This window comes from Dyella ginsengisoli (genome assembly GCF_044904665.1).
Taxonomy (GTDB): Bacteria; Pseudomonadota; Gammaproteobacteria; order Xanthomonadales; family Rhodanobacteraceae; genus Dyella_A; species Dyella_A ginsengisoli.
Window position 1 is genome coordinate 890,437 of sequence record NZ_JADIKM010000001.1, and the last position, 20,999, is coordinate 911,435.

Here is a 20,999-nt window from a genome sequence, read left to right on the forward strand (position 1 = left end):
GCCTTGTTCTTGTCCGCGCGCGACGGTGTCGGGCGCGGGATCAGTCGATCGACAATCAGTCGATGCCGAGTTTCTTCAGCTTGTAGCGCAGCGCGCGGAAGGTGATGCCGAGCTTCTTCGCCGCCGCGGTCTTGTTGTAGCGCGACTCCTCCAGCGCCTTCATGATCGCGGTGCGCTCGAGGTTGCTGATGTAATCCTCCAGCGCCACGCCGCTGCCCGGCGCTCCCGGCGGCGCGGCCGCCGCGGCGGTCGCCATTGCAGCCGGCGGGGCCATGCCGGCATCGAAGGCCGGTCGCGGCGCACGCTGGGGCAGCATCAGGTCGGAGGCGTCGATCGACTCGCCGTCGCTCATCGCCATCGCGCGCTCCAGCACGTTCTCCAGCTCGCGCACGTTGCCGGGGAAGTCGTAGTCGTCCAGCGCCTGCTGCGCCGCGGGAAGCAGCCGGCCGGGCGCGCCGCCGCTCTTGGCGGCCAGCTGCCGCAGGATGTGCGCGGCCAGCAGCGGCACGTCGCCGCGCCGCTCGCGCAGCGGCGGCACGCGCAGCTCGATCACGTTGATGCGATAGAACAGGTCCTGGCGGAACTGGCCCTGCTCGACCAGCGCGGCGAGGTTCTTGTGGGTGGCCGACAGGATGCGCACGTCCACCAGCACTTCCTCGCGCGCGCCGATCGGGCGCACGGCCTTTTCCTGGATCGCGCGCAGCAGCTTCACCTGCATGTGCAGCGGCAGTTCGGCCACCTCGTCGAGGAACAGCGTGCCGCCGTTGGCAGCCTGGAACAGGCCTTCCTTGTCGCTGCTGGCGCCGGTGAAGCTGCCCTTGCGATGGCCGAAGAACTCGCTTTCCATCAGCTCGGTGGGAATCGCGCCGCAATTCACCGGAATGAACGGGCCGCTGGCGCGCGGGCCCTGCTCGTGGATCAGCCGCGCCACCAGCTCCTTGCCCACGCCGGACTCGCCGGCGATGTACACCGGCGCCTGGTTGCGCGCGAGCTTGCCGATGGTGGCGCGCACCTGCTGCATGGCGGGCGAGTCGCCGATCAGCCGCTCGCTGGAGCTGGCCGCCGCGCCGGCGCCGGCTTCGCCGCGCTTTTCCTCGGCCAGCTTCAGCGCGGTGCGCACCAGCCGCCTCAGCATCTGGATATCCACCGGCTTGGAGACGAAGTCGAACGCTCCGGCCTTGAGCGCGCTCACCGCCGCATCGACGTTGCCGTAGGCGGTGATCATCGCCACCGGCGTGTCGGGATGCTCTTCGGCGATCAGCTCGATCACCTCGTGGCCGGTGCCGTCGGGCAGGCGCATGTCGGTGAAGCACAGGTCGTAGCTGCGCTCGCCCAGCGCGCGTCGGGCCTCGGCAACGGTGCCCACGGCATCCACCTGCAGGTCCATGCGGCCCAGGGTGATGGTGAGCAGTTCGCGAATATCGCGTTCGTCGTCGACGACCAGAACGGTCTGTAGGCTCATGGCGTGCCTTGCGCTGTGCGGGGTGCCGGCAGAATACCCGTCGGCGCCTGCAGGGGCAAAGGTTTGGCCGGTAGCGGAGGGATAGCGTGGGCACCCAGCGGACGCCCCGGTCGTGCCCATCGGCCCGCGCGTCAGTCGCGACCGACCGTGCGCGTCGCGCTCGATGCGGATGCCTTCGCTTCAGCCCCCGAAAATGCATCTTGCGCGGAATCATCCAGCGCCAGCGCCAGCGCCGCGGCGCCGACGCCGGACATCATCATCTTGCGACGGCGGGTTACAGCGGCCGCCGGAAGGATCACTTCCCCGCCATGCCCACGGCCACCGGCGCCGCCGTGCCGGCGCGCTCGGTCTCGCGGCGGAAGAAGAACAGCGTCACCAGCACCAGCGTCATCGGTACCAGCGAGAAGTAGAACGCGTGGATGCCGCCGAAACGGGCGAACACCATCGCGGTGATGCGCGAGCCCAGCGTGCCGCCCAGCGCGGAGAAGATCACGATCAGCCCGGTCATCGCCGCGTGCGAGGGCTTGGGCAAGGAGCTCAGCGCGACCGAATTGATCACCGGGTAGATCGGCGCCATCAGCAGTCCGATCAGTGGAATGAGGTAGGCCGCCACCGGCGCGCTGGACCAGCCAACCGAGGCGTCCACCGTCACGCCGCGTGCCAGCGGCAGAACCAGCAGCACCAGCGCGGCCATCGCCAGCACGCAGCCGTTGAGCAGGCGATGCCAGCTAACCCGGCGCAGCACCTGGCCGGCCGCGATGCGGCCCAGCGCGGTGGCGCCGGCCAGGATCGAGGCCATCTGGATGCTCATCGCGTTGGGCAGCTTGAGGATCTCGTTGTTGAACGTGGGCAGCCAGGTGCTGAAGCTCTGCTCGATCAGCACGTACAGGAACGCCGACAGCAGGAACACGTACACCAGCGGGCGCGCCAGCAGCCGCAGCATCTGTCCGACGGAACCGGCGGGCGAGGGACGCGAGGCGTCGCGTGCAGCCGACTCGTCCAGCGGCGACACCGCCAGCAGCGCGATCACCGCGAAGCAGATCAGCGCCAGCAGCCAGTACACCCGCAGCCACGCGGGGTCGGCAGGATTGGCCGGATCGATGAAGGCGCTGAACAGCCAGCCGCCGGCGAGCACGCCGACCATGAACAGGCCTTCGATGGTGTTGGTCAGCCGTGAGTGCTCGGCGCGATCGGCGGTGAGCAGGCCGATCGACGAATACACGGCCACTTTCGCCAGCGCGAACGCGACGCCGACGCAGGCAAACAGGAATTCAGTGGTGTAGAAGCCGGGAAACATCGGCATCAGCAGGCAGGCGCCGCCGACGATGGTGAGCGCGCCCATCATCGCCCGGCGATAGCCGAGCAGCGGCAGGAACGAGGCCACCACGAACGAGGTGATCGCGATCGGCAGATCCTTGAACAGCTCCAGCAGGCTGGCCTGCGGCTTGTCCACGCCGAAGCTGGCCATCGCCTGCAGGATCACCGTGCCCACGCTGTTGAGCAGGATCGCGAACACCATGTAGATCAGCGCCAGCGCGGCGACCATGCGGAATCGTTTCATGCGGCTCTCGATCGGTGCATCACAAAAAGAGCGGTCCGGGCCGCAGGTGTGAAACGCGATCCGGACCGCACGGGGTAAACCCTCACGCGCCGCGGGGAGGGCCGGTCAGGGCCCGCCCCGCGGTGGCTGCATCAGAACAAGTACTTCACCTGCACGTTGACCTCGCGGCCTTCCAGCGGACGGGCCAGGATCACGCCGTCGGTGCCATTGGCGGCGCCGAAGATACGCGAATTGCTCTCGGTCAGGCCCAGCTCGTTGGTCATGTTGGTGCCCTGCAGGCGCAGCTGCCAGTTCTTGTCCACGTTCGCCACCACGCCGAAGTCGATGGTGTTGTACGAGCCCAGCTGCTGCAGGCCCGACTGGTCCTGCGTGTGCGGGCCGACGTGGGTGTATGTGACAAATGCCGTCACGTCACCCCACGCGAACGGCAGCGTGTAGCTGGGCGTGAACGCGTAGTGCAGCTTCGGCTGGCGCTGCAGCTGCACGCCGTTGATGAACTGGCAGCGGTCCTGGCCGGTGGCCAGGTCGGTGTACTTCAGGCACGAGTTGTTGTGCGAGTAGTGGCCGTCCAGATAGTTCGCCACCAGCTGCAGCTTCAGGTTGTCGATCGGGCTCACGTAGCCGGTGAAGTTGATGCCCTTGGAGTCCGAGCCGTAAAGCGCCTGCGGGCCGACCGGCGTACCGGCGCCGTCGGTGGGCTGGTAGGTGAGGCCGTTGAACTGGCGGTGGTACACGCTGATGTCGGCGTAGACCTTGTCGGACTGGTACTTGTAGCCCGCCTCGAAGTTCTGCACCTTCTGCAGCGGCGGCGTGTTGCCGGTGGTGTTGCCGCGCAGCGCGTTGTCGAAGTCGCCGAAATGCGCGCCCTTGTTGGCGCGGAAGTACACGCTCATGTTGTCCGCCAGCGTGTAGTTCACGCCGAAGGTCCATGAGGGGTGGGTCTTGTTGTAGTCGGTGGTGGAGTAGGTGCCGTTACACACCGGCACGTTGTTGTTGTAGAGCGTGTCCTGGTTGCCGTCGAGGTCCCGGTTGGTGAGGTTGCACACCACGTTTTGCGCATCCTGGTTCTCGATGCGGCCGGACAGGTCGAACAGCCATTTGCCCATGCGCCACGAGTCGGACAGGTAGAACGCCTTGTTGGTCGCCTTGCCGCGCTCGGTGATGTTGTAGCCGCCGTTGTCCAGGAAGCCCTGGTTGTCGGTGAGCTGCTTGGTGACGCCGCCGTCGACATAGCTGACCGTGATCGGCGTGGCGTTGGGCGTGTTGGTCATCAGCATCTGGTTGCCCAGCGCCCACTTGTCATCGTCGGTGTAGTGCGCCAGGTACACGCCCGCGGTGAGCGTGTTGCCCTCGAAGATCTCCTTGCTCAGGCGGAAGTCGTTGCTCATGTTCTTCAGGTGCTTGTGGATGTACCACCAGCCCTGCGAGATCACGCTCTGGCTCGGGTCGACCGCGCCGCCGCCCACGTAGTTGGCGCTGGCCACGCTGCCGGCCGGCGTGTTGGCATTGAGGAACGCGCCCATCGTCAGTGGGTTGGAGCCGGAGAACAGCGCGTTGGTGTCGACGTCGCCGCCGTCGATGAGGAACTTGTCCGACAGGTTCCAGCCGTCGCCCAGGTCGTAGTCGAAGTTGCCGCCGAAGAAAGTCATCTTGGCGCCGCGGCCGTTGGCCAGGTTGGCGCTGGTTCCGCCGCCGGGATAGCCGGCCAGGAACACGTGCTGGATCGCCTTGCTGTAGTACGTGTCGGTGAGCGGATCGAAGCCGGGATAGGCGTGGAAGCTGTCGGTGCCGGTCTGGATCAGCGGGATCGGCGTGATGAACTGGTTGCGGTCGTTGAGCACGCGCGCGTACAGCGTCATGGTGCCGTTGTCGCTGTCGTGGGTGAGGGTGCCGGTGTACTGGCCGCCCTTGTCGGCGGCGAACTGCGGACTGCGCACGCCGTCGGAGGTGCGGTAGAAGCCGCCGACGCTGCCGTACCAGTCCTTGGCGATCGGGAAGCCGAAGAAGCCGTCGACGCGGCGCAGGTTCTCGTTGCCGTAGGTGACGCCGATGCTGCCGGACGGCACCTCGGTGCCCTGCTTGAGGATGAAGTTCTCGGTGGCGCCGATCTGGCCGTCGGCGAACACCACCGACGGGCCGCCCAGCACGATTTCCGCGCGGTCGATGGTGTCGTCGAGGCGGAAGATCGAGGTCTGCTCGAAGAACGACAGCGTGGGCATGCCGTACAGCGGCGAGCCCATCAGCTGCACCGTGTTGAACGGCGCGTCACCGCCGCCCGGGAAGCCGGCGATCTCGATGTTGGCGCCGGTCTGGCCGCCGGTGGATTCCGGCCACAGGCCCGGCGCGATCTTCAACAGGTCGGCCGTGCTCTTGGGGTTGGCCATCTTGATCTGTTCGGCCGTGGCCGTGGTCACCGAATAGCTGGTGTCGATCTTGCGCAGGCCGCCGGTGGCGGCGTTGCCGGTGACGACCACCTGGTCCAGGTTCTTCGCCTTGCTCGCATCGGGCTTGGCCTGGGCCTTGCGCGTGGAGCTGCCGTCCTGTGCGCCGGCGTCCTGCGCCAGCGCGAACGCGGGCAACAGCGTGGCGGCGATCGCCGCCGATAGTGCCAATCGGGTCAGATGCTTGGTATTCATTCGTGTCAACTCCTCACCAGTCTTGTGTGTGATGACGCGACGCCCCGGCGCCGCGCCGGTTCGCCGTTATGTTGTGTACTGAGCAATGTCGAACGCGGCGACGTTCGGTAACAGCACATCCGCGTGCGCCAGAGCGGGCGAATCGCCCACCGCCACCGCGGCCATCCCCGCCGCGAGAATGCTGTCCACGCCGGCCGCAGCGTCTTCCACGCCGAGGCAGTCGTGCGGTGCCACGCCGAGTCCGCGCGCGGCGTCGAGGAAGATTTCCGGATCGGGCTTGGAGCGCGCGATGCGCCCGGCATCGACCACGTAGTCGAACAGGCCGGCGATGCCCAGCCGGTCCAGCAGCAGCGGCGCGTTGCGGCTGGCCGAGGCCAGCGCGATCTTCATGCCGGCCGCGCGCGCCGAGGCGATCGCCGCCTGCGCGCCGGGCAGCAGGTGCTGCGGGCCGAACTGCGCGATCTGCTCGCGGTAGTACGCGTTCTTGCGCTCGGCGAGGGCGTGTTTTTCCTCCTCGTCGTAGGCGCGCGTGGCGCGCTCCAGCAGGATGTCGAGCGAGCCGCGGCGGTCCACGCCCTTCATGCGCTCGCCGGTGGCGTCGTCGAACGCCACGCCGATCTCTTCCGCCAGCTGCTTCCACGCGGCGTGGTGCACCACCGCGGTGTCGGCAATCACGCCGTCGAGGTCGAAGATCACCGCCTTCAGCGGACGCGGCAGGCGCGCCGGCTGCGGCTGCAGCGGCAGGGCGATCGAACCGCCAGGCGCCAGCGTGTGCACGGTGCCGTGGTGGCGAAAGCGCAGCGGCCCGCCGTCGGCCAGCGTGTAGCGCACGCCGTTGCGCTCGACCTCCACCCGCAGTTGCGCCGCGTGCCAGCGCAGGCCGAAGCGGTAGCTGGTCCAGCCGGCCGGCAGCGTGGGCGCCAGGCTGGGCAGGCCGTCGACCACGCGCAACCCGCCAAAGCCCCAGGTGAGCGCGAGCCAGCTGCCTGCCATCGCCGCCATGTGCACGCCGTGCGCGGCGTTGCCGTGCAGGTCGTCCAGATCCACCCGCAGGGTGTCGAGAAAGTAGGCGTAGGCCTTGTCGTGCCGACCGACTTCGGTGGCGAGCACGCTGAAGGTGGAGGCCGACAGGGTGGAGTCGTGCAGGGTGACGCCTTCGTAGTAGTCGAAGTTGCGCCGCTTGGCCGACCGGTCCACGTCGTTGCCGGCCAGCATCAGCGCGAGCAGGGCGTCGGCCTGCTTGCACACCTGGTGGCGATAGATGGTCAGCGGGTGCAATTCCAGCAGCAGCGGGCGCTTTCCTTCGCTGGCGGTGACGGCGCGCAGGCGCGGCTTGTCGAGAAAGGCGTCGTCCTGCGGAAAGATGCCCAGCGCCGGATCGACCGGCAGGTACATCGCATCGGCGGCCAGCGACCAGGCGACGATCTCCTGCTCGTCCAGCGCCAGCCGCGCTGCCAGCGCGGCCCAGTCCTGCGGGTGCTCGGCGGCCAGCCAGCGCGCGGTGGCGGCGGCGTCGCGCAGGTGCTTCTGCGCCATGCGGTTGGTGTAATGGTTGTTGTCCACCAGCGCCGAGTACTCGTCCGGCCCGGTGACCGAATGGATGCAGAAGGCGCCGCCGCGGCGGGGATTGAAGTGGCCCACGTCGAGCCACACGCGCGCCGTCTCGATGAGCATTTCCGCGCCCTGTTCGCGCAGGAAGTCGCGGTCGCCGCTGGCGTCGACGTACAGGCGCACCGCCCAGGCCACGGCCGCGTTGATGTGGTACTGCGCCGAGCCGCTGGGGAAGTAGGCCGAGCACTCATCGCCGCTGATGGTGCGCCAGGCATACAGCGCGCCGCGCGCATGGTTCATCTCGCGGGCGTGCGCCCGGGCGCGGTCGAGCGTGCGGTAGCGGTAGGCCAGCATGCCGCGCGCCAGTTCCGGCGCCGCGTTCACCAGCGCCGGCAACATGAAGGCCTCGGCGTCCCAGAAGTAGTGGCCCTCGTAGCCTTCACCGGTGAGGCCCTTGGCCGCGGCGGAACTGTGGCCGTCGCGTCCGCTGGACTGGAACACGTGGAACAGGTTGAAGCGCAGCGACTGCTCGACGCGCGGGTCGCCTTCGATCTGCAGATCCGTGCGCTCCCACAGCGATGCCAGTGCCCGCTGCTGGGCCTGCAGCAGGCCGCTGAACGCCTGTGCTTGGGCGCGCAGCAGCGCCTGGTCGGCGCGCGCGAGCAGGGCGGCATCGGTGTCCTCGTCGTGCGGTGTGGTCCAGGCGTAGGCGACGTACTTTTCGAGCGTCACCGAGCCGCCGGGCGCCAGCGCCCCTTCGTGGATCTGCACCACGCCGTTGGCGCCGTGGCCGCCGTAGCGGCAGTGCAGGGCGGCATCCAGCCGGTGGCGCTGCATGCAGGCCACGCGCACGCCGCTGTGGGTGGTGCGCTGGATCAGCCAGGCGCTCGTTTCGTCGGCGTCGGACTGTTCGGTATGGAAGCCGCCGTCCACCCGCACGCCGATGCGCGGATCGGCGCCCTGCTCGATGGCATCGCGCGCGGTGTCGATCGACGACTCCAGTGTGATCGCGCCGGTGTAGTCGAGCGAGTGCACGCTGTAGCGAATGGCCAGCAGGCCCGGCTCGTCCAGCGACACCAGCCGTTCGGCGCGGATCTCGATCTTCTCGCCGGCCGGCGAGCGCCAGCGCAGCGTGCGGCGGTAGCAGCCGGCGCGCAGGTCCAGCTCGCGGGCGAAATCCAGCCATTCGCCCTCGGCCAGGCGCACCGGCGTATCGCCCAGGCGCAGGTGGATGCCGATGGCGTCGGCCACCGGAATGCGCGTGTCGGTGTGCGCGGCGAAGCCCGGGAAGCGCTCGTGGTACTCGATCGGCGTGCGCTCCCAGGCGCCGGCCAGGAAGCTGCCTTGCGAGCCGCCGGGCGCTTCTTCCAGCCCGCCGCGCACACCGAGCGCGCCGTTGGCTAGCGCAAACAGGCTCTCGTCCTGGGCAAAGTCGGCCGGATCGGTGCTGTGCCGCACGATCCGCCACGGATCGACATCGGCCGCCGGCGGCGCAGGAGAGACGGTGCGTGCGGTCGGCGCCGGCGAAAGCGCCGGTGCGGCGTCGAGCTTGTCCAAGGATCCCCCTGCGTGGTCGGTTATCGGGCGCGCGCCGGACTGGCGCCCGGTCAACGGGGCGTGAAGATGACAGCAAATGATATCGATATCAAGATATCGATATCATTGATGCGCCGCCGCAAATGGGCAGCCCGCGGACGGACGCCGGCGGGCGGCGCCGCAGGCTTTGCAGGGCGGCCTCTGCGGCCCGCTGCGGGCGATGTTTTGCGGCACTGCGACGGGTTAGACGAAACGCGAACAAATCGACACACTGGCGGGACGTCGGGCGGGCCGTCGCGTTGCCACACCCGCGTCGTTCCGGTACGGAGGCCATGCATTGAGTCGTTCCCGCAAAGACAAGCCCGCCGCCGGCAGCCTGACCATGGCGGACCTGGCGGAGCTCGCCGGCGTCTCCAAGATCACCGTCTCGCGCGCGCTTGCGGACAGCCCGCTGGTGACGCCCGACACCCGCGAACGCATCCAGACGCTGGCGCGCGACCACGGCTACAAGCTCAACGTGAGCGCGCGCAATCTGCGCCTGCGCCGCAGCCACACGGTGGCGGTCATCGTGGAGATGAAGCCCTCCAGCGACCGCACCATGCTCGATCCGTACCCGTTGACCCTGCTCGGCGGCATCGCGCAGGAGCTCACCGCGGCCGGCTACAGCGTGCTGCTGACCACGCGCCAGGGGGCGGCGGCGGCCGCGGTGCAGGCGGCCGACGGCCTGATCCTGCTCGGCCAGGGCGTTCGCCAGGACGCGGTGCGCCGGTTCGACAAGCTGGGCCTGCCGATGGTGGTGTGGGGTGCGCGCAGCGAGGACGATGCGCACGCCGTGGTCGGCTCGGACAACCGCATGGGCGGCCGGATGGTGGCGGAGCACTTCCTGCGTCAGGGGCGGCGCCATCCGGTGTTCGTGGGCAATCCCAGCCACCCGGAAATATTCGAGCGCCTCAATGGTTTCGTCGACACGCTCACCGCGCACGGCGTGAAGCCGCTGCTGCTGCGGCGGGACGAGTTCACGCTCGCCTCGGGCATCGACGCGGTGCATTCGCTGGCCACGCGCAAGGTGGCATTCGATGCGCTGTTCGCCTGCAGCGATCTGCTGGCGATGGGCGCGATCCGCGCCGTGCAGGAGCTGGGTCGCAAGGTGCCGGACGACGTCTCGGTGGTGGGTTACGACGACATGCCGATGGCCGCCGCGTTCCAGCCGGCGCTGAGCTCGGTGCGGCAGGACTGGCAGGAGGGTGGCAGCCTGCTCGCGCAGAAGATGCTGGCGCTGATCCGCGGCGAGGCGGTCGGTTCGCAGGTGCTGCCGGTGAGCCTGATGGTGCGCGCTACCTGAGGTTTTCGTCCGCGGCCGCCGCCGGCTCGCCGCCAGTCTGGCGGGCGTGCGCCGGGGTGAGCGTGAGGCGGAAGCAGCTGCCGCCGCCGGCCACGCGCACGTATTCCAGCGAGGCCTGATTGGCCTCGGCCATCTGGCGGGCCAGGTACAGGCCCAGGCCGGTGCCGTACTCGTGCGTGGTGTAGAACGGCTCGAAGATCTGCGCGGCGACCTTGGGTGCGATGCCGGGGCCGCGGTCGATCACTTCCAGGATCGGCACGCCGTGCTCGCCCGGCCGGGTCACCACCATTACCCGCGCCGGCTCGGCGGGCAGGCGGCCGTAGCGCAGCGCGTTCTGCACCAGGTTCCACACCACCTGCTGCAGCTGCTGCGGATCGGCCACCGCCGCCACCGGCGCGCTGGAGTTGATCACCCGCAGCGAGTCCTCGCCCAGGTCGTTGCCCTGGCGGTACTCCTCGACGAAGGCGTTCGCCCAGTGACCCAGGTCCAGCGTCTCCGGGCGCGAGCGCTCGCGCCGCGACAGCTGCAGGATGTTCTCGATGATCTCGTTCAGCCGCACGCAGTGGTTGTTGATGATCTCCACCATGCGCTGGTCGGCCGGCGGCATGTTGCGCGACTCGGCCAGCAGCTGGGCGGAGTAGCGGATCGCCGCCAGCGGGTTGCGGATCTCGTGCGCGATCGACGCCGACAGCCGGCCCAGCGAGCTGAGCGTGAGCTCCTCGGCGCGACGCGACACCAGCGAGGTGTCGTCGAGGAAGATCAGCACGTGCGAGTCGTCGTTGGGCGCCAGCCGGGTGAAGCGCGGCACCACCTCGGGCACGCCGTCGGCCAGCTGGGTGGCGGTCTCGTCCAGCTTGCCCGAGGTCATCCAGTGATACAGCCGGCGCGACAGCTCCGGCGCCAGCTTGCCCAGGTCGCGCTGGTCGGCCGGCGGATTGCCCAGCAGCATCCAGGCCGATTCGTTGAGCTGGTGGATGTGGTTGGCGTCGTCTACCAGCAGCACACCGGTCTTCATGCGGCGGATGATCAGCTCGTTGACCTGCGCCAGGTTGGCCAGGTCGATGCTGCGCTGCTCGGCCAGCGCCTCGGTGGCGCGCAGCTGGCGGCCCAGCACGTTGCACAGCGTCGTGCTGGCGAAGTAGGCCAGGCCGAACAGGCCGGCCTCTACCAGCTCGTGGCTGTCGATGGCGCTGTTGGCGGGCGTCTCGATGACGGTGTGGCCGAGCATGCCCAGCGTGGCCAGCGAGGCGAAGAACAGCGACAGCCGCAGCGGCAGCACCAGCGCGCCAGCGCTCAGGTTCACCGCCAGCATCATGGCGATGCCGATGCGCGCGTCGTGCATGGCGATCACCGCCATCACAGCCACGCCGATGTCCACGATCAGGGTGATCGACACCGTGGCCGGTGCGATCACGGTGAGCCGGCGCGTCAGCAGCAGGATGGCGAGCGCCGCCAGCAGGTAGACCACCACCACGGTCTGGGCGAAATCCGGGTGGGTGAGCTTCAGCCACTGCATGCCCAGCGGGCTGTAGGCGAGCGCCACATAGACCGCCGCCTGCGCCAGCCGGAAGTAGTTCAGGAAGAACAGCTCGTGGCGGGTGGCCGTGGTGGCCCGACGAATACCCGGGGCGGGCGGCAGGGCGGGGCTGGACACGTCGATGCGCACTCCGCGGCAGGAATCGGGACGGGTTGCGGGCGAGTATAGACGCGCCGTCGCGCCTTGCGCAGCGTGGTCCGGACCGTGGCCGGCACAGCCCGCCCTTTCCATCCGGGCCCGCTGCTGCGAAAATGCGCGGCCGTACTGCGCCGTTTTGCGGTGAGCGGTCCTCGCGCCCATGACGCGCACGACCTATCCACCTTGGCAGCGCTTTGCACGCCGGCAGCGTTCCTCAACCGCCGTCCGACTCTCCCGAATGCTCGCCCCGGCCTCGGTGCGAGGGTTCGACACGTCCCCCATTCACTCGAGGTATCGAATGAATTTCCACGAGTACCAGGCCAAAGAGCTGTTCGCGCAGTACGGCATCGCCGTTCCGCCGGGCAAGGTTGCCAATTCCCCCGACGCCGCCGTCGATGCCGCCAAGCACCTGGGCGGTTCGCAGTGGATGGTCAAGGCGCAGATCCATGCAGGCGGTCGCGGCAAGGCCGGCGGCGTGAAGTTCTGCCGCAGCCTCGACGACGTCCGCGCTGCCGCCAAGGGCATGCTGGGCACGAACATGGAGACCTACCAGTCGGCCGGCCGCGCGCTGCCGGTGAACCTGGTGCTGGTCACCGATGCGACCAACATCGCCAAGGAGCTGTACCTGTCGATCCTCACCGATCGCGACTCCAAGTCGGTCTCGTTCATCGCCTCCAAGCACGGCGGCGTGGACATCGAGCAGGTCGCCAAGGACACCCCGGAAGACATCCACACCATCGTGGTGGATTTCGTCGAGGGCCTGCAGCCGTACCAGTGCCGCCAGCTCGGCTTCGCGATGGACCTCAACGCCAAGCAGGTCGGCCAGCTGACCAAGATCATGCTGGGCCTGTACAAGCTGTTCAACGAGAAGGACCTGTCGCTGGTCGAGCTCAATCCGCTCGCCATCCTCGAGGACGGCAACCTCGCCGCGCTCGACGGCAAGGTCAATTCCGACGACAACGCCGAGTTCCGCCACCCGGATCTGGCCGCCATGCGCGACCTGACCCAGGAGGACGCGGCCGAGGCGGCTGCCGTGCAGCACAACCTCAACTACGTGACGATGGACGGCACCATCGGCTGCATGGTCAACGGCGCGGGTCTGGCCATGGCCACCATGGACGTGATCAAGCTGGCGGGCGGCGAGCCGGCCAACTTCCTCGACGTGGGCGGCGGCGCCACCAAGGAGCGCGTGACCGAGGCGTTCAAGCTGATCCTGTCCTCGGACAAGGTGAAGTGCATCCTGGTCAACATCTTCGGCGGCATCGTGCGCTGCGACCTGATCGCCGAGGGCATCATCGCCGCGGTGAAGGAAGTGGGCCTGACCATTCCGGTGGTGGTGCGCCTGCAGGGCACCAATGTCGAGCTGGGCCGCGAACTGCTGGCCAACTCCGGCCTGGCGATCACGCCGGCCGACGATCTCAACGATGCGGCGCAGAAAGCCGTGGCTGCGGCCAAGGCCTGAGGAGTTAGCGAATGAGCGTTCTCGTCAACAAAAACACCAAGGTGCTCGTGCAGGGCTTCACCGGCCAGCAGGGCACCTTCCACGCGCAGCAGGCGCTGGACTACGGCACCAAGGTGGTCGGCGGCGTGACCCCCGGCAAGGGCGGCAGCGAGCACATCGGCCTGCCCGTGTTCAACTCGATGGACGAAGCCGTCGCCGCGACCGGCGCCGACGCGTCGGTGATCTTCGTGCCGCCGCCGTTCGCGGCCGACTCGATCCTGGAAGCGATCGACGCGGGCATCCGCGTGATCGTGGCGATCACCGAGGGCATCCCGGTGCTCGACATGCTGCGCGTGAAGAACGTGCTGGCACAGCATCCGGAAACCGTGCTGATCGGGCCGAACTGCCCCGGCATCATCACCCCGGGCGAATGCAAGATCGGCATCATGCCGGGCCACATCCACAAGCCGGGCAAGGTCGGCATCGTGTCGCGCTCCGGCACACTGACCTATGAGGCGGTGTTCCAGACCACCAACGAAGGCCTGGGCCAGTCCACCTGCATCGGCATCGGTGGCGATCCGATCAACGGCCTGAACTTCATCGACTGCCTGAAGCTGTTCCAGGACGACCCGCAGACCGAGGGCATCATCATGGTCGGCGAGATCGGTGGTTCGGCCGAGGAAGACGCGGCCGAGTTCATCGCCGAGTACGTGACCAAGCCGGTGGTGTCGTTCATCGCCGGTGCTTCGGCCCCGGCCGGCAAGCGCATGGGCCACGCCGGCGCGATCATCTCCGGCGGCAAGGGCACGGCGGAAGCCAAGTTCGCCGCGCTGGAGAAGGCCGGCGTCACCACGGTGAAGTCCCCGGCCGATCTCGGCAAGACGCTCGCCAAGCTGATGAAGTAAGCCGGCGCCCTACGGCACCGACGCAAAAGGCCGCGCATTGCGCGGCCTTTTGTTTGTCCGGTCGTCCGTGCATCGCTCCGCTACCCGCTACCGGCTGCCGGCTGCCGGCTGCCGACTGGCGGCGCCGCGAAGCCGGGCCGCATCATCCGCAACTCCGAATCGCGGCCTGCCGGACAACAAAAAAGCCGGCGAGCGATCGCCGGCTTTTCGTTTGCCCCGAACCTCCGCTCAGTGATGGCCGGAGAACGGCACCAGCTTGCGCAGCGTGGAGGGCGCGTGTGGCCACTTCGGGTCGGTCAGATACGGGTGATCCGGGTAGTTCAGTGCCAGCACCTTGCGTACCTGCTCGGCCTGATCCTTGCGATCCAGCGAGGCGTAGCTGCGCGCCAGGATGGCCAGCGCATCGGCCGTCTGCGGCGACTGCTGATAGTGCTCGACCACGTACTGCGCGCGGTCGGCCGAGGCCACGAACGCCTTGTTGCGCAGGTAGAACTCGGCCACGTTGATCTCGTACTGCGCCAGCACGTTGCGCAGGTAGATCATGCGCTGGCGCGCGTCCGCCGCGTAGGCGCTGTCCGGGAAGCGGCGGGTCAGCTCGGTGAAGTCGTCGAATGACTTGAGGTTGTAACCCTGGTCGCGGCGACTCTCCGAGCTGGAACGCGAAATGTAGCGCTCGATGATGCCCGAGGTGCGGCCGAAGTTGATCAGGCCACGCAGGTAGTAGGCGTAGTCGACGTGGCGATTGGTGGGGTAGGTCTTGATGAAGCGGTTGATCGTGGAATACGCGTCTTCCGGCTCGTTGTCCTTGTACTGGGCATAGGCCAGTTCCAGCTGCGACTGCTCGTTGTAGTCGCCGGAGGGAAAGCGCGCGATCAGACGCTGATAAGCTTTCGCGGCGGCGGCGTAGTCGCCGTTTTCCAGATCGTTGTGGGCCTTGCTGTACAGCTGGGCCACCGGCAGCGTGTCGATGGTGTCGCGCTTGCCTTTGAACATCGAGCACGCGCTCATCGTCAGGGCCAGGCCGAGCACGACGAGCAGTTTGGAAATACGCATGGGCAAGGAATTCAGATGTTTGATCGAAAAGGCATGATAGCCGAAACCGGCCGGGCCTCGCGGAGCGGGGCATGACCACCATTCGCCACGAGGCCGTGGTGCCGCTGGCTGCCGCGGGTCGCAGGTTCGACCAGACCGTGGCCGAGATGTTCCCGGATTATTCGCGCTCCCGGCTGGCCGGCTGGATCAAGGCGGGCGCGATCACCCTGGACGGCGCGCAGGCGCCGCCGCGGCAGCTGCTGCGGGGAGGCGAGCAGGTGCGGCTGGAGGCCGAACTGGCCACCGAAGTGACCAGCACCGCCGAGCCGATCGCGCTGGACATCGTGCACGAAGACGAGCAGCTGCTGGTGCTCAACAAGCCGGCCGGACTGGTGGTGCATCCGGGCGCCGGCAACCCGGCCGGCACCGTGCTCAACGCGCTGCTGCATCACGACCCGCTGCTGGCCGAACTGCCGCGCGGCGGCATCGTGCACCGGCTGGACAAGGACACCTCGGGCCTGATGGTGGTGGCCAAGACGCTGGCCACGCATACCGCGCTGGTGGACATGCTCTCGCGCCACGACGTGGAGCGGCAGTACGAGGCGGTGGTGCTGGGCACGCTGGTCGCCGGCGGCACCGTGGATGCGCCGATCGGCCGACACATGGGCGACCGCCTGCGCCAGGCCGTGCGCGACGAAGAGGACGGCAAGCGCGCCGTCACCCATTACCGCCTGCGCGAACGCTTCCGCGCCCATTCGCTGATCCAGTGCAACCTCGAGACCGGCCGCACCCACCAGATCCGCGTGCACCTGGCGCACATCCACCACGCGTTGGTCGGCGATCCGCTCTACGGCGGCGGCCTGCGCCTGCCCAAGGGCGCCAGCGAGGCGCTCGCGGCCACGTTGCGCGCCTTCCGCCGCCAGGCATTGCACGCCGAACGGCTGGCCTTCATTCACCCGGCAACGGGCGAGGCGATGGCGTTCAGCTCGCCGCGGCCGGCGGATATGGAGCGGTTGATCGAGGCGCTGCGCACGGATCTCGCCGAACGCGGACCGGTGCAGGATTAGCGCATGCCCCTTCGCAGCGATGATCCGGCCTGGGTCGTGCCGGGGTGGCGGGCGCCCACGGGCGTTCGCGCGGCCGTGAGCACGCGGCTGGGGCCGGGGGTGTCGATGGCGCCGTTCGATCGCTTCAATCTCGGCACGCGCAGCGGCGACGATCCGGCGGCCGTCGCGGCCAATCGCGTTGCCCTGCAGGCGGCACTTGAGCTGCCTCGACCGCCGCGCTGGTTGCAGCAGGTGCACGGCACCGAGGTATGCGTGGTACGCGATGCCGCTTGGCTGGAGGAGCCGATCGCCGATGCGGCCATCACCCGCGAATGCGACCAGCCGCTGGTGATCCTCACCGCCGATTGCCTGCCGGTTCTGCTGTGCAGCGACGACGGCAGCGTCATCGGTGCCGCCCACGCCGGATGGCGCGGGTTGGCGGCGGGCGTGATCGAGCGGACGGTGGCGGCGATGGCGATTGATCCCGCGCGGGTGCGGGCCTGGCTGGGGCCATGCATCGGCCTGTCAAGCTATGAGGTGGGCGAGGAGGTGCGCGCGGCGCTCGTGGATACCGACGCTGGCGCAGTGTCGTGCTTCGTGCCGACGCGTCCGGGTCACTGGCGTTGCGATCTTGCGGCCCTGGCGCGTCGCCGTCTGCAGGCGATGGGGGTGACGCAGGTAACCGGCGGCGGCTTCGACACCTTCACCGATTCGCGGTTTTATTCCTATCGCCGCGACGGCGCGCGCAGCGGACGCTTTGCCAGCGTGATCTGGCTGGAGGATGGCGGGGCATCGCGCTGAGTTGGCGGAGTCTTGCGGCAGGTCAGCTCGTGAGCCGCTGCAGGAACGACTGGCACCACGCGGTGATGTCGTGCTCCTCCAGCACCTCCATCATCGCGCGCCAGCGCTGGCGGCGTTCGCGCAGCGGCATCTTCAGGGCGCGCTCCAGCGCGTTCGCCACTTCGGCCGGGTCGGCGGGGTTCACCAGCAGGGCTTCGGTCAGCTCGTCGGCGGCGCCGGCAAAACGCGAGAGCACCAGCACGCCGGGGTTCTTCGGGTCCTGGCAGGCCACGTATTCCTTCGCGACCAGGTTCATGCCGTCGCGCAGCGGGGTGATCAGCGCGACGCGCGCGGTGCGGTAGTAACCGGTGAGCAGGCGGTGCGGGAAGGACTGGTTGACGTAGCGGATCGGCACCCAGTCCGGCGCAGCATACTTGCCGTTGATGTGGCCGGCCAGGCGCTCCAGCTCGCGGCGGATCTGGCGGTATTCCGGCACCGATCCTCGCGAGGGAGGCGCAATCTGCAGGAAGGTGATCTGCCGGTGCAGCGCGCTTGCGCGCTCCAGCAGGTGGGCATAGGCGCGAAAGCGCTCGGGTAATCCCTTGGAGTAGTCCAGCCGGTCCACACCGATGATCAGCGCGCGGTCCTGCAGGCTGTCGCGCAGCTGGGTGATCTCTTCCAGCTCGGCCGCTTCGCGGGCGGTCTGCGCGACCAGCGCGGTCTCGATGCTGATCGGGAACACGCCGGCGCGGAAGCTGCGCCCGTTGGCCGCACGGATGCGTCCGCCCGGGCGCATTGCGCCACCGATCTCGTGCAGGAAATACTCCTCCAGCGCGCGCAGGTCGCGCGCGGTGTGCAGGCCGATCAAGTCGTAGGACGCCAGCGTCTCGAACAGCGCCCGGTGCTGCGGCAGGCCGATCAGCAGGCCGGCGGCCGGCAGCGGGGTGTGCAGGAAGAAGCCGATGCGGTTTTTCACTCCGCGCTCGCGCAGGCGTGCGGCGAGCGGGATCAGGTGGTAGTCGTGCACCCAGATCACGTCGTCGGGCTTGAGCAGCTCGACCAGGTGATCGGCGAACAGCGCGTTGACGCGCAGATAGCCGTCCAGATGGTCACGCTGGTAATCCACCAGGTCGGGACGGTAGTGCAGCAAGGGCCACAGCGCGCGGTTGGCGAAGCCGGCATAGAACTCGTCATGGTCGGTGCGGGTGAGGTCGATCGTGGCGTAGTCGATCGATCCGTCCTTCGTGCGATGGACCTTGGTACTGTCTGTGCCGATCTTGCCGCTCCAGCCGAACCACAGGCCGCCGCGTTCGCGCATAGCCACCCGCATTGCCGAGGCCAGGCCACCGGTGGCGGTCTGCTGCGGCAGCGCCACGCGGTTGGATACCACCACCAGTCGACCGGGCTTCTTGCTGCCGCTCACAGGGCGTCCTCCCAGCGGCGCGAGAGCCGCATCGCCGCCTGGATCAGGCCCACCATCGAATAGGTCTGCGGGAAGTTGCCCCAGTGCTCGCCGGTGGCCGGCGCGATGTCCTCGGACAGCAGGCCGAGTGCGTTGCGCTGCGCCAGCATGCGCTCGAACATCTCGCGCGCCCGCTCGCGCCGGCCGGTGGCGGCCAGCGCCTCGATGTACCAGAACGTGCAGATGCTGAAGCTGGTTTCCGGGGCGCCGAAATCGTCCGGCGCGATGTAGCGGAACAGGTGGTCGCCGCGCCCCAGTGCCTTGCCCACGGCATCGACCGTGGCGACGAAGCGCGGATCCTTCGCCTCGATGAAGCCGATGTCGGCGAGCAGCAGCAGGCTGGCGTCCAGATGCTCGCCGCCGTAGGCGTCGACGAAATGGCCGAGGCTGGCATTCCAGCTGCGTTCGAGGATGCGCGCACGCAGTGTGGTGGCCTCGTCGTGCCAGTGCCGCGCGCGCTCGTCCAGGCCCAGCTCGGTGGCGATGTGGGCGAGGCGGTCGCAGGCGGCCCAGCACATCGCGGCCGAATAGGTGTGGACGGCGGCACGGCCGCGGAATTCCCACAGGCCTGCATCGGGCTGCTCGGCCATGCGCACGGCCAGGCGGCCCATCCGCTCCAGCCGTTCGAACATGCGCGCGTCGCCGCGGTGTTCGAGGCGACGGTCGAAGAACAACTGCGCCGAGGCCAGCACCACCGAGCCGTAGACGTCGTTCTGCCGCTGTCGCCAGGCGTCGTTGCCCACCCGCACCGGACCCATGCCGCGATAGCCGTCCAGCGCATCGGCGGTGCGCTCGTGCAGTTCGCGCTCGAAGGTGATGCCGAACACCGGGCCGATCTCCGCGTCGTCGTTCTCGGCGACGAGGTTGAACACGTAGCGGATGTAGTTCTCCATCGTGCGCGTGGCGCCCAGCCGGTTGAGCGCACGCACGGTGAAGGCCGCATCGCGCAGCCAGCAGTAGCGGTAGTCCCAGTTGCGCTCGGTGCCGGCCGCCTCGGGAATCGAGGTGGTGAGCGCGGCCACGATCGCGCCGGTGGCTTCGTATTGGCACAGCTTCAGCGTGATGGCGGCGCGGATCACTGCGTCCTGCCATTCGTAGGGAATCGACAAGTAGCGCACCCAGTCCAACCAGTACTGCTGCGTGCGGTGCAGGGCGAGCGCGATGAAATCAGCCGGACTCTCGTCGAGCGTCTCATCCGGGCCGAGCACGAAGTGCGCGGGGCGATCGAGCCCGAACGGCAGCGCGCGCTCGATCATCGGCACGGGCACGTCGCTGGTCAGTCGCAGCGTGGTGTCACCCAGCCGATAGCGCAGATGGTTGCTGCCGGAGGTGGCGGTAGCGGGGCTGGTTCCGTAGTCGCACAGCGGCCGCATCAGCACCCGGATGCGCGGCGAGCCGGCCAGCGGGCACACGCGGCGGGCGATCATCACCGGGTGAAACAGGCGACCACGCGCACGGTAGCGCGGCGCGAAGTCGGTGATCTCGATGGCGCCGCCGTGGCGGTCGTGCAGCCGCGTGACGAGGATGGCGGTGTTGGTTTCATACCACTGCTCGCTGCGCTCCAGATCCTGCAGCTCGATGCTCCAGTCGCCGCCCTCGCGCCGAGGCGAGAGCAGGGCGCAGAAGCTGGCGTCGCTGTCGAAGGTGGGCAGGCAGGCCCACACGATGCGCGCGCGCTGGTCGATGAGAGCCGCGACGCTGCCGTTGCCGATCACGCCCAGCTCAAGATCGTTCGGCAGGATCTCCGTGCGCTCTGGTGTCATGCGGCGTGGCTCCTTGCATCAGCGCGCGGTGCACGCGGAGCAACCAATGCTGCACGGCAGCAGGACTAGGCAGCGTGAATTGCGCGGCAGTGGGGCGTCGATGGCCCACGCGGATGCCGCAGCCGCCGGCGCGGGCGACCGTGTCGAAGGCATGCTCGTCGGTGAGGTCGTCGCCCAGATAGATCGGCTGGCGACCGGCGAACGGCGGCTGCTGGAGCAGCTCGCGCACGGCCCGCCCCTTGTCCATGCCGGCCGGCTTGATCTCCATCACGAGGTTGCCGGCCTGAAGCTCGTAGCCTGGCATCGCATCGGCAAGGGCGGTTGCGGCGTCGCGCATGGCCTCGAAGCGTTCGGGCGAACGGCGGCAGTGCAGGGCGATGGCGATGCCCTTGTCTTCGAGCTCGATGCCGTCGAGCGCGCCGAGCAGGGTTTCGGCACGTTGTCTGAGCTGCGCGTGTGCGGAAGTGTCGAGCGGGTGTTCGCGGCAACTGCCGTCCGCGTGGCGAAGCTGCAGGCCGTGCAGGCCGGCCATCGCCCAGGGCGGGCCGAACAGCCGGTCGAGGTCGGTCAGCGCGCGGCCGCTCACCAGCGAGAGAGCGCCGTCCAGCGCGGCGTGCAGTCGCTGCAGCAGCGCAAGCAGGTCGGGCGAAACGGCGACGGCGGCGGGATCGTCGTGGAAGTCGAGCAGGGTGCCATCGACGTCCAGGAACAACGCCCATCGCGCGCCCGGCGTGGGCAGCGGGGGCACGGGCAGATCGGAGGGCGGAGTGTCATCGGGAGCGGTCATCGACGCAGCACGCTAGCAAG

At 68.6% G+C, this 20,999-nt stretch carries 15 protein-coding genes; 5 read left to right on the forward strand and 10 right to left on the reverse strand.

Annotated elements, in window-relative coordinates; genetic code table 11:
- Positions 1-55: 55 nt before the first annotated feature.
- From ISP17_RS03975 to pgmB, 5 genes are all read right to left on the reverse strand, one after another.
- Complete coding sequence (locus ISP17_RS03975) at positions 56-1,462, reverse strand: sigma-54-dependent transcriptional regulator (protein ID WP_404630252.1); 1,407 nt, start codon at positions 1,460-1,462, stop codon at positions 56-58.
- Positions 1,463-1,593: 131 nt separating this feature from the next.
- Positions 1,594-1,722, reverse strand: a complete 129-nt coding sequence (locus tag ISP17_RS03980; RefSeq protein ID WP_404630254.1) for a hypothetical protein — start codon at positions 1,720-1,722, stop codon at positions 1,594-1,596.
- Between the two features lie 35 nt (positions 1,723-1,757).
- Positions 1,758-3,023: an MFS transporter gene (locus tag ISP17_RS03985; RefSeq protein WP_404630256.1), complete on the reverse strand. Its 1,266-nt coding sequence runs from the start codon at positions 3,021-3,023 to the stop codon at positions 1,758-1,760.
- A gap of 131 nt (positions 3,024-3,154) precedes the next feature.
- Entirely contained in the window at positions 3,155-5,659 is a 2,505-nt protein-coding gene (locus tag ISP17_RS03990) for a TonB-dependent receptor (protein ID WP_404630258.1), read from the reverse strand.
- A gap of 66 nt (positions 5,660-5,725) precedes the next feature.
- Positions 5,726-8,767 (reverse strand): beta-phosphoglucomutase, encoded by a 3,042-nt coding sequence (gene pgmB, locus ISP17_RS03995; RefSeq protein ID WP_404630260.1) that lies wholly within the window; start codon positions 8,765-8,767, stop codon positions 5,726-5,728.
- A 361-nt stretch (positions 8,768-9,128) separates the two neighbouring features.
- On the opposite strand from pgmB, the gene ISP17_RS04000 reads away from it, so the two are divergent.
- Entirely contained in the window at positions 9,129-10,088 is a 960-nt protein-coding gene (locus ISP17_RS04000; protein ID WP_404631419.1) for a LacI family DNA-binding transcriptional regulator, read from the forward strand.
- Here ISP17_RS04000 and ISP17_RS04005 read toward each other — a convergent pair.
- Entirely contained in the window at positions 10,081-11,742 is a 1,662-nt protein-coding gene (locus tag ISP17_RS04005) for a sensor histidine kinase (protein WP_404630262.1), read from the reverse strand. The two genes, ISP17_RS04000 and ISP17_RS04005, sit on opposite strands and share 8 nt — an antisense overlap.
- 319 nt (positions 11,743-12,061) lie before the next feature.
- Between ISP17_RS04005 and sucC the strand changes: the two genes are divergently transcribed.
- Positions 12,062-13,225, forward strand: coding sequence for an ADP-forming succinate--CoA ligase subunit beta (gene sucC / locus ISP17_RS04010; protein WP_404630264.1), 1,164 nt, complete (start codon positions 12,062-12,064; stop codon positions 13,223-13,225).
- Positions 13,226-13,236: 11 nt separating this feature from the next.
- Positions 13,237-14,109 carry a succinate--CoA ligase subunit alpha gene (gene sucD, locus ISP17_RS04015; protein WP_404630266.1) on the forward strand — a complete coding sequence of 291 codons (873 nt, stop codon included), beginning with the start codon at positions 13,237-13,239 and terminating at the stop codon, positions 14,107-14,109.
- 228 nt (positions 14,110-14,337) lie between these two features.
- Here sucD and ISP17_RS04020 read toward each other — a convergent pair whose 3' ends face one another.
- On the reverse strand, positions 14,338-15,162 hold the full coding sequence (locus ISP17_RS04020; protein WP_404630268.1) for an outer membrane protein assembly factor BamD: 825 nt from the start codon (positions 15,160-15,162) through the stop codon (positions 14,338-14,340).
- A 71-nt stretch (positions 15,163-15,233) separates the two neighbouring features.
- On the opposite strand from ISP17_RS04020, the gene rluD reads away from it, so the two are divergent.
- Both rluD and pgeF read left to right on the forward strand, forming a co-directional pair.
- The gene (rluD, locus tag ISP17_RS04025) at positions 15,234-16,208 is read left to right on the forward strand and encodes a 23S rRNA pseudouridine(1911/1915/1917) synthase RluD (RefSeq protein ID WP_404630270.1); all 975 of its coding nucleotides are present in this window, start codon (positions 15,234-15,236) and stop codon (positions 16,206-16,208) included.
- A gap of 3 nt (positions 16,209-16,211) precedes the next feature.
- Positions 16,212-16,988 (forward strand): peptidoglycan editing factor PgeF, encoded by a 777-nt coding sequence (pgeF, locus tag ISP17_RS04030; RefSeq protein WP_404630272.1) that lies wholly within the window; start codon positions 16,212-16,214, stop codon positions 16,986-16,988.
- A 22-nt stretch (positions 16,989-17,010) separates the two neighbouring features.
- On the opposite strand, the gene otsA is transcribed toward pgeF, so the two are convergent.
- Genes otsA through otsB form a run of 3 tightly spaced genes read right to left on the reverse strand, consistent with a single transcriptional unit; the run spans position 17,011 to position 20,979 of the window.
- On the reverse strand, positions 17,011-18,390 hold the full coding sequence (gene otsA / locus ISP17_RS04035; protein WP_404630274.1) for an alpha,alpha-trehalose-phosphate synthase (UDP-forming): 1,380 nt from the start codon (positions 18,388-18,390) through the stop codon (positions 17,011-17,013).
- A complete protein-coding gene (locus ISP17_RS04040; protein WP_404630277.1) occupies positions 18,387-20,192 on the reverse strand; it encodes a glycoside hydrolase family 15 protein in 1,806 nt (601 codons plus the stop codon). The genes otsA and ISP17_RS04040 overlap by 4 nt, the downstream gene beginning before the upstream one ends.
- Positions 20,152-20,979: a trehalose-phosphatase gene (otsB, locus tag ISP17_RS04045; RefSeq protein ID WP_404630279.1), complete on the reverse strand. Its 828-nt coding sequence runs from the start codon at positions 20,977-20,979 to the stop codon at positions 20,152-20,154. Before otsB ends, ISP17_RS04040 begins: the two co-directional genes overlap by 41 nt.
- Between the last annotated feature and the right edge of the window lie 20 nt (positions 20,980-20,999).

What these genes read in the sequence shown, in the direction of transcription:
- ISP17_RS03975 (WP_404630252.1), bottom strand. Translation starts at nt 1,462, where the DNA reads ATGAGCCTACAGACCGTTCTGGTCGTCGACGACGAACGCGATATTCGC.
- ISP17_RS03980 (WP_404630254.1), bottom strand. Translation starts at nt 1,722, where the DNA reads ATGATGATGTCCGGCGTCGGCGCCGCGGCGCTGGCGCTGGCGCTGGAT.
- ISP17_RS03985 (WP_404630256.1), bottom strand. Translation starts at nt 3,023, where the DNA reads ATGAAACGATTCCGCATGGTCGCCGCGCTGGCGCTGATCTACATGGTG.
- ISP17_RS03990 (WP_404630258.1), bottom strand. Translation starts at nt 5,659, where the DNA reads ATGAATACCAAGCATCTGACCCGATTGGCACTATCGGCGGCGATCGCC.
- ISP17_RS04000 (WP_404631419.1), top strand. Translation starts at nt 9,129, where the DNA reads ATGGCGGACCTGGCGGAGCTCGCCGGCGTCTCCAAGATCACCGTCTCG.
- sucC (WP_404630264.1), top strand. Translation starts at nt 12,062, where the DNA reads ATGAATTTCCACGAGTACCAGGCCAAAGAGCTGTTCGCGCAGTACGGC.
- sucD (WP_404630266.1), top strand. Translation starts at nt 13,237, where the DNA reads ATGAGCGTTCTCGTCAACAAAAACACCAAGGTGCTCGTGCAGGGCTTC.
- ISP17_RS04020 (WP_404630268.1), bottom strand. Translation starts at nt 15,162, where the DNA reads ATGCGTATTTCCAAACTGCTCGTCGTGCTCGGCCTGGCCCTGACGATG.
- rluD (WP_404630270.1), top strand. Translation starts at nt 15,234, where the DNA reads ATGACCACCATTCGCCACGAGGCCGTGGTGCCGCTGGCTGCCGCGGGT.
- pgeF (WP_404630272.1), top strand. Translation starts at nt 16,212, where the DNA reads ATGCCCCTTCGCAGCGATGATCCGGCCTGGGTCGTGCCGGGGTGGCGG.
- ISP17_RS04040 (WP_404630277.1), bottom strand. Translation starts at nt 20,192, where the DNA reads ATGACACCAGAGCGCACGGAGATCCTGCCGAACGATCTTGAGCTGGGC.
- otsB (WP_404630279.1), bottom strand. Translation starts at nt 20,979, where the DNA reads ATGACCGCTCCCGATGACACTCCGCCCTCCGATCTGCCCGTGCCCCCG.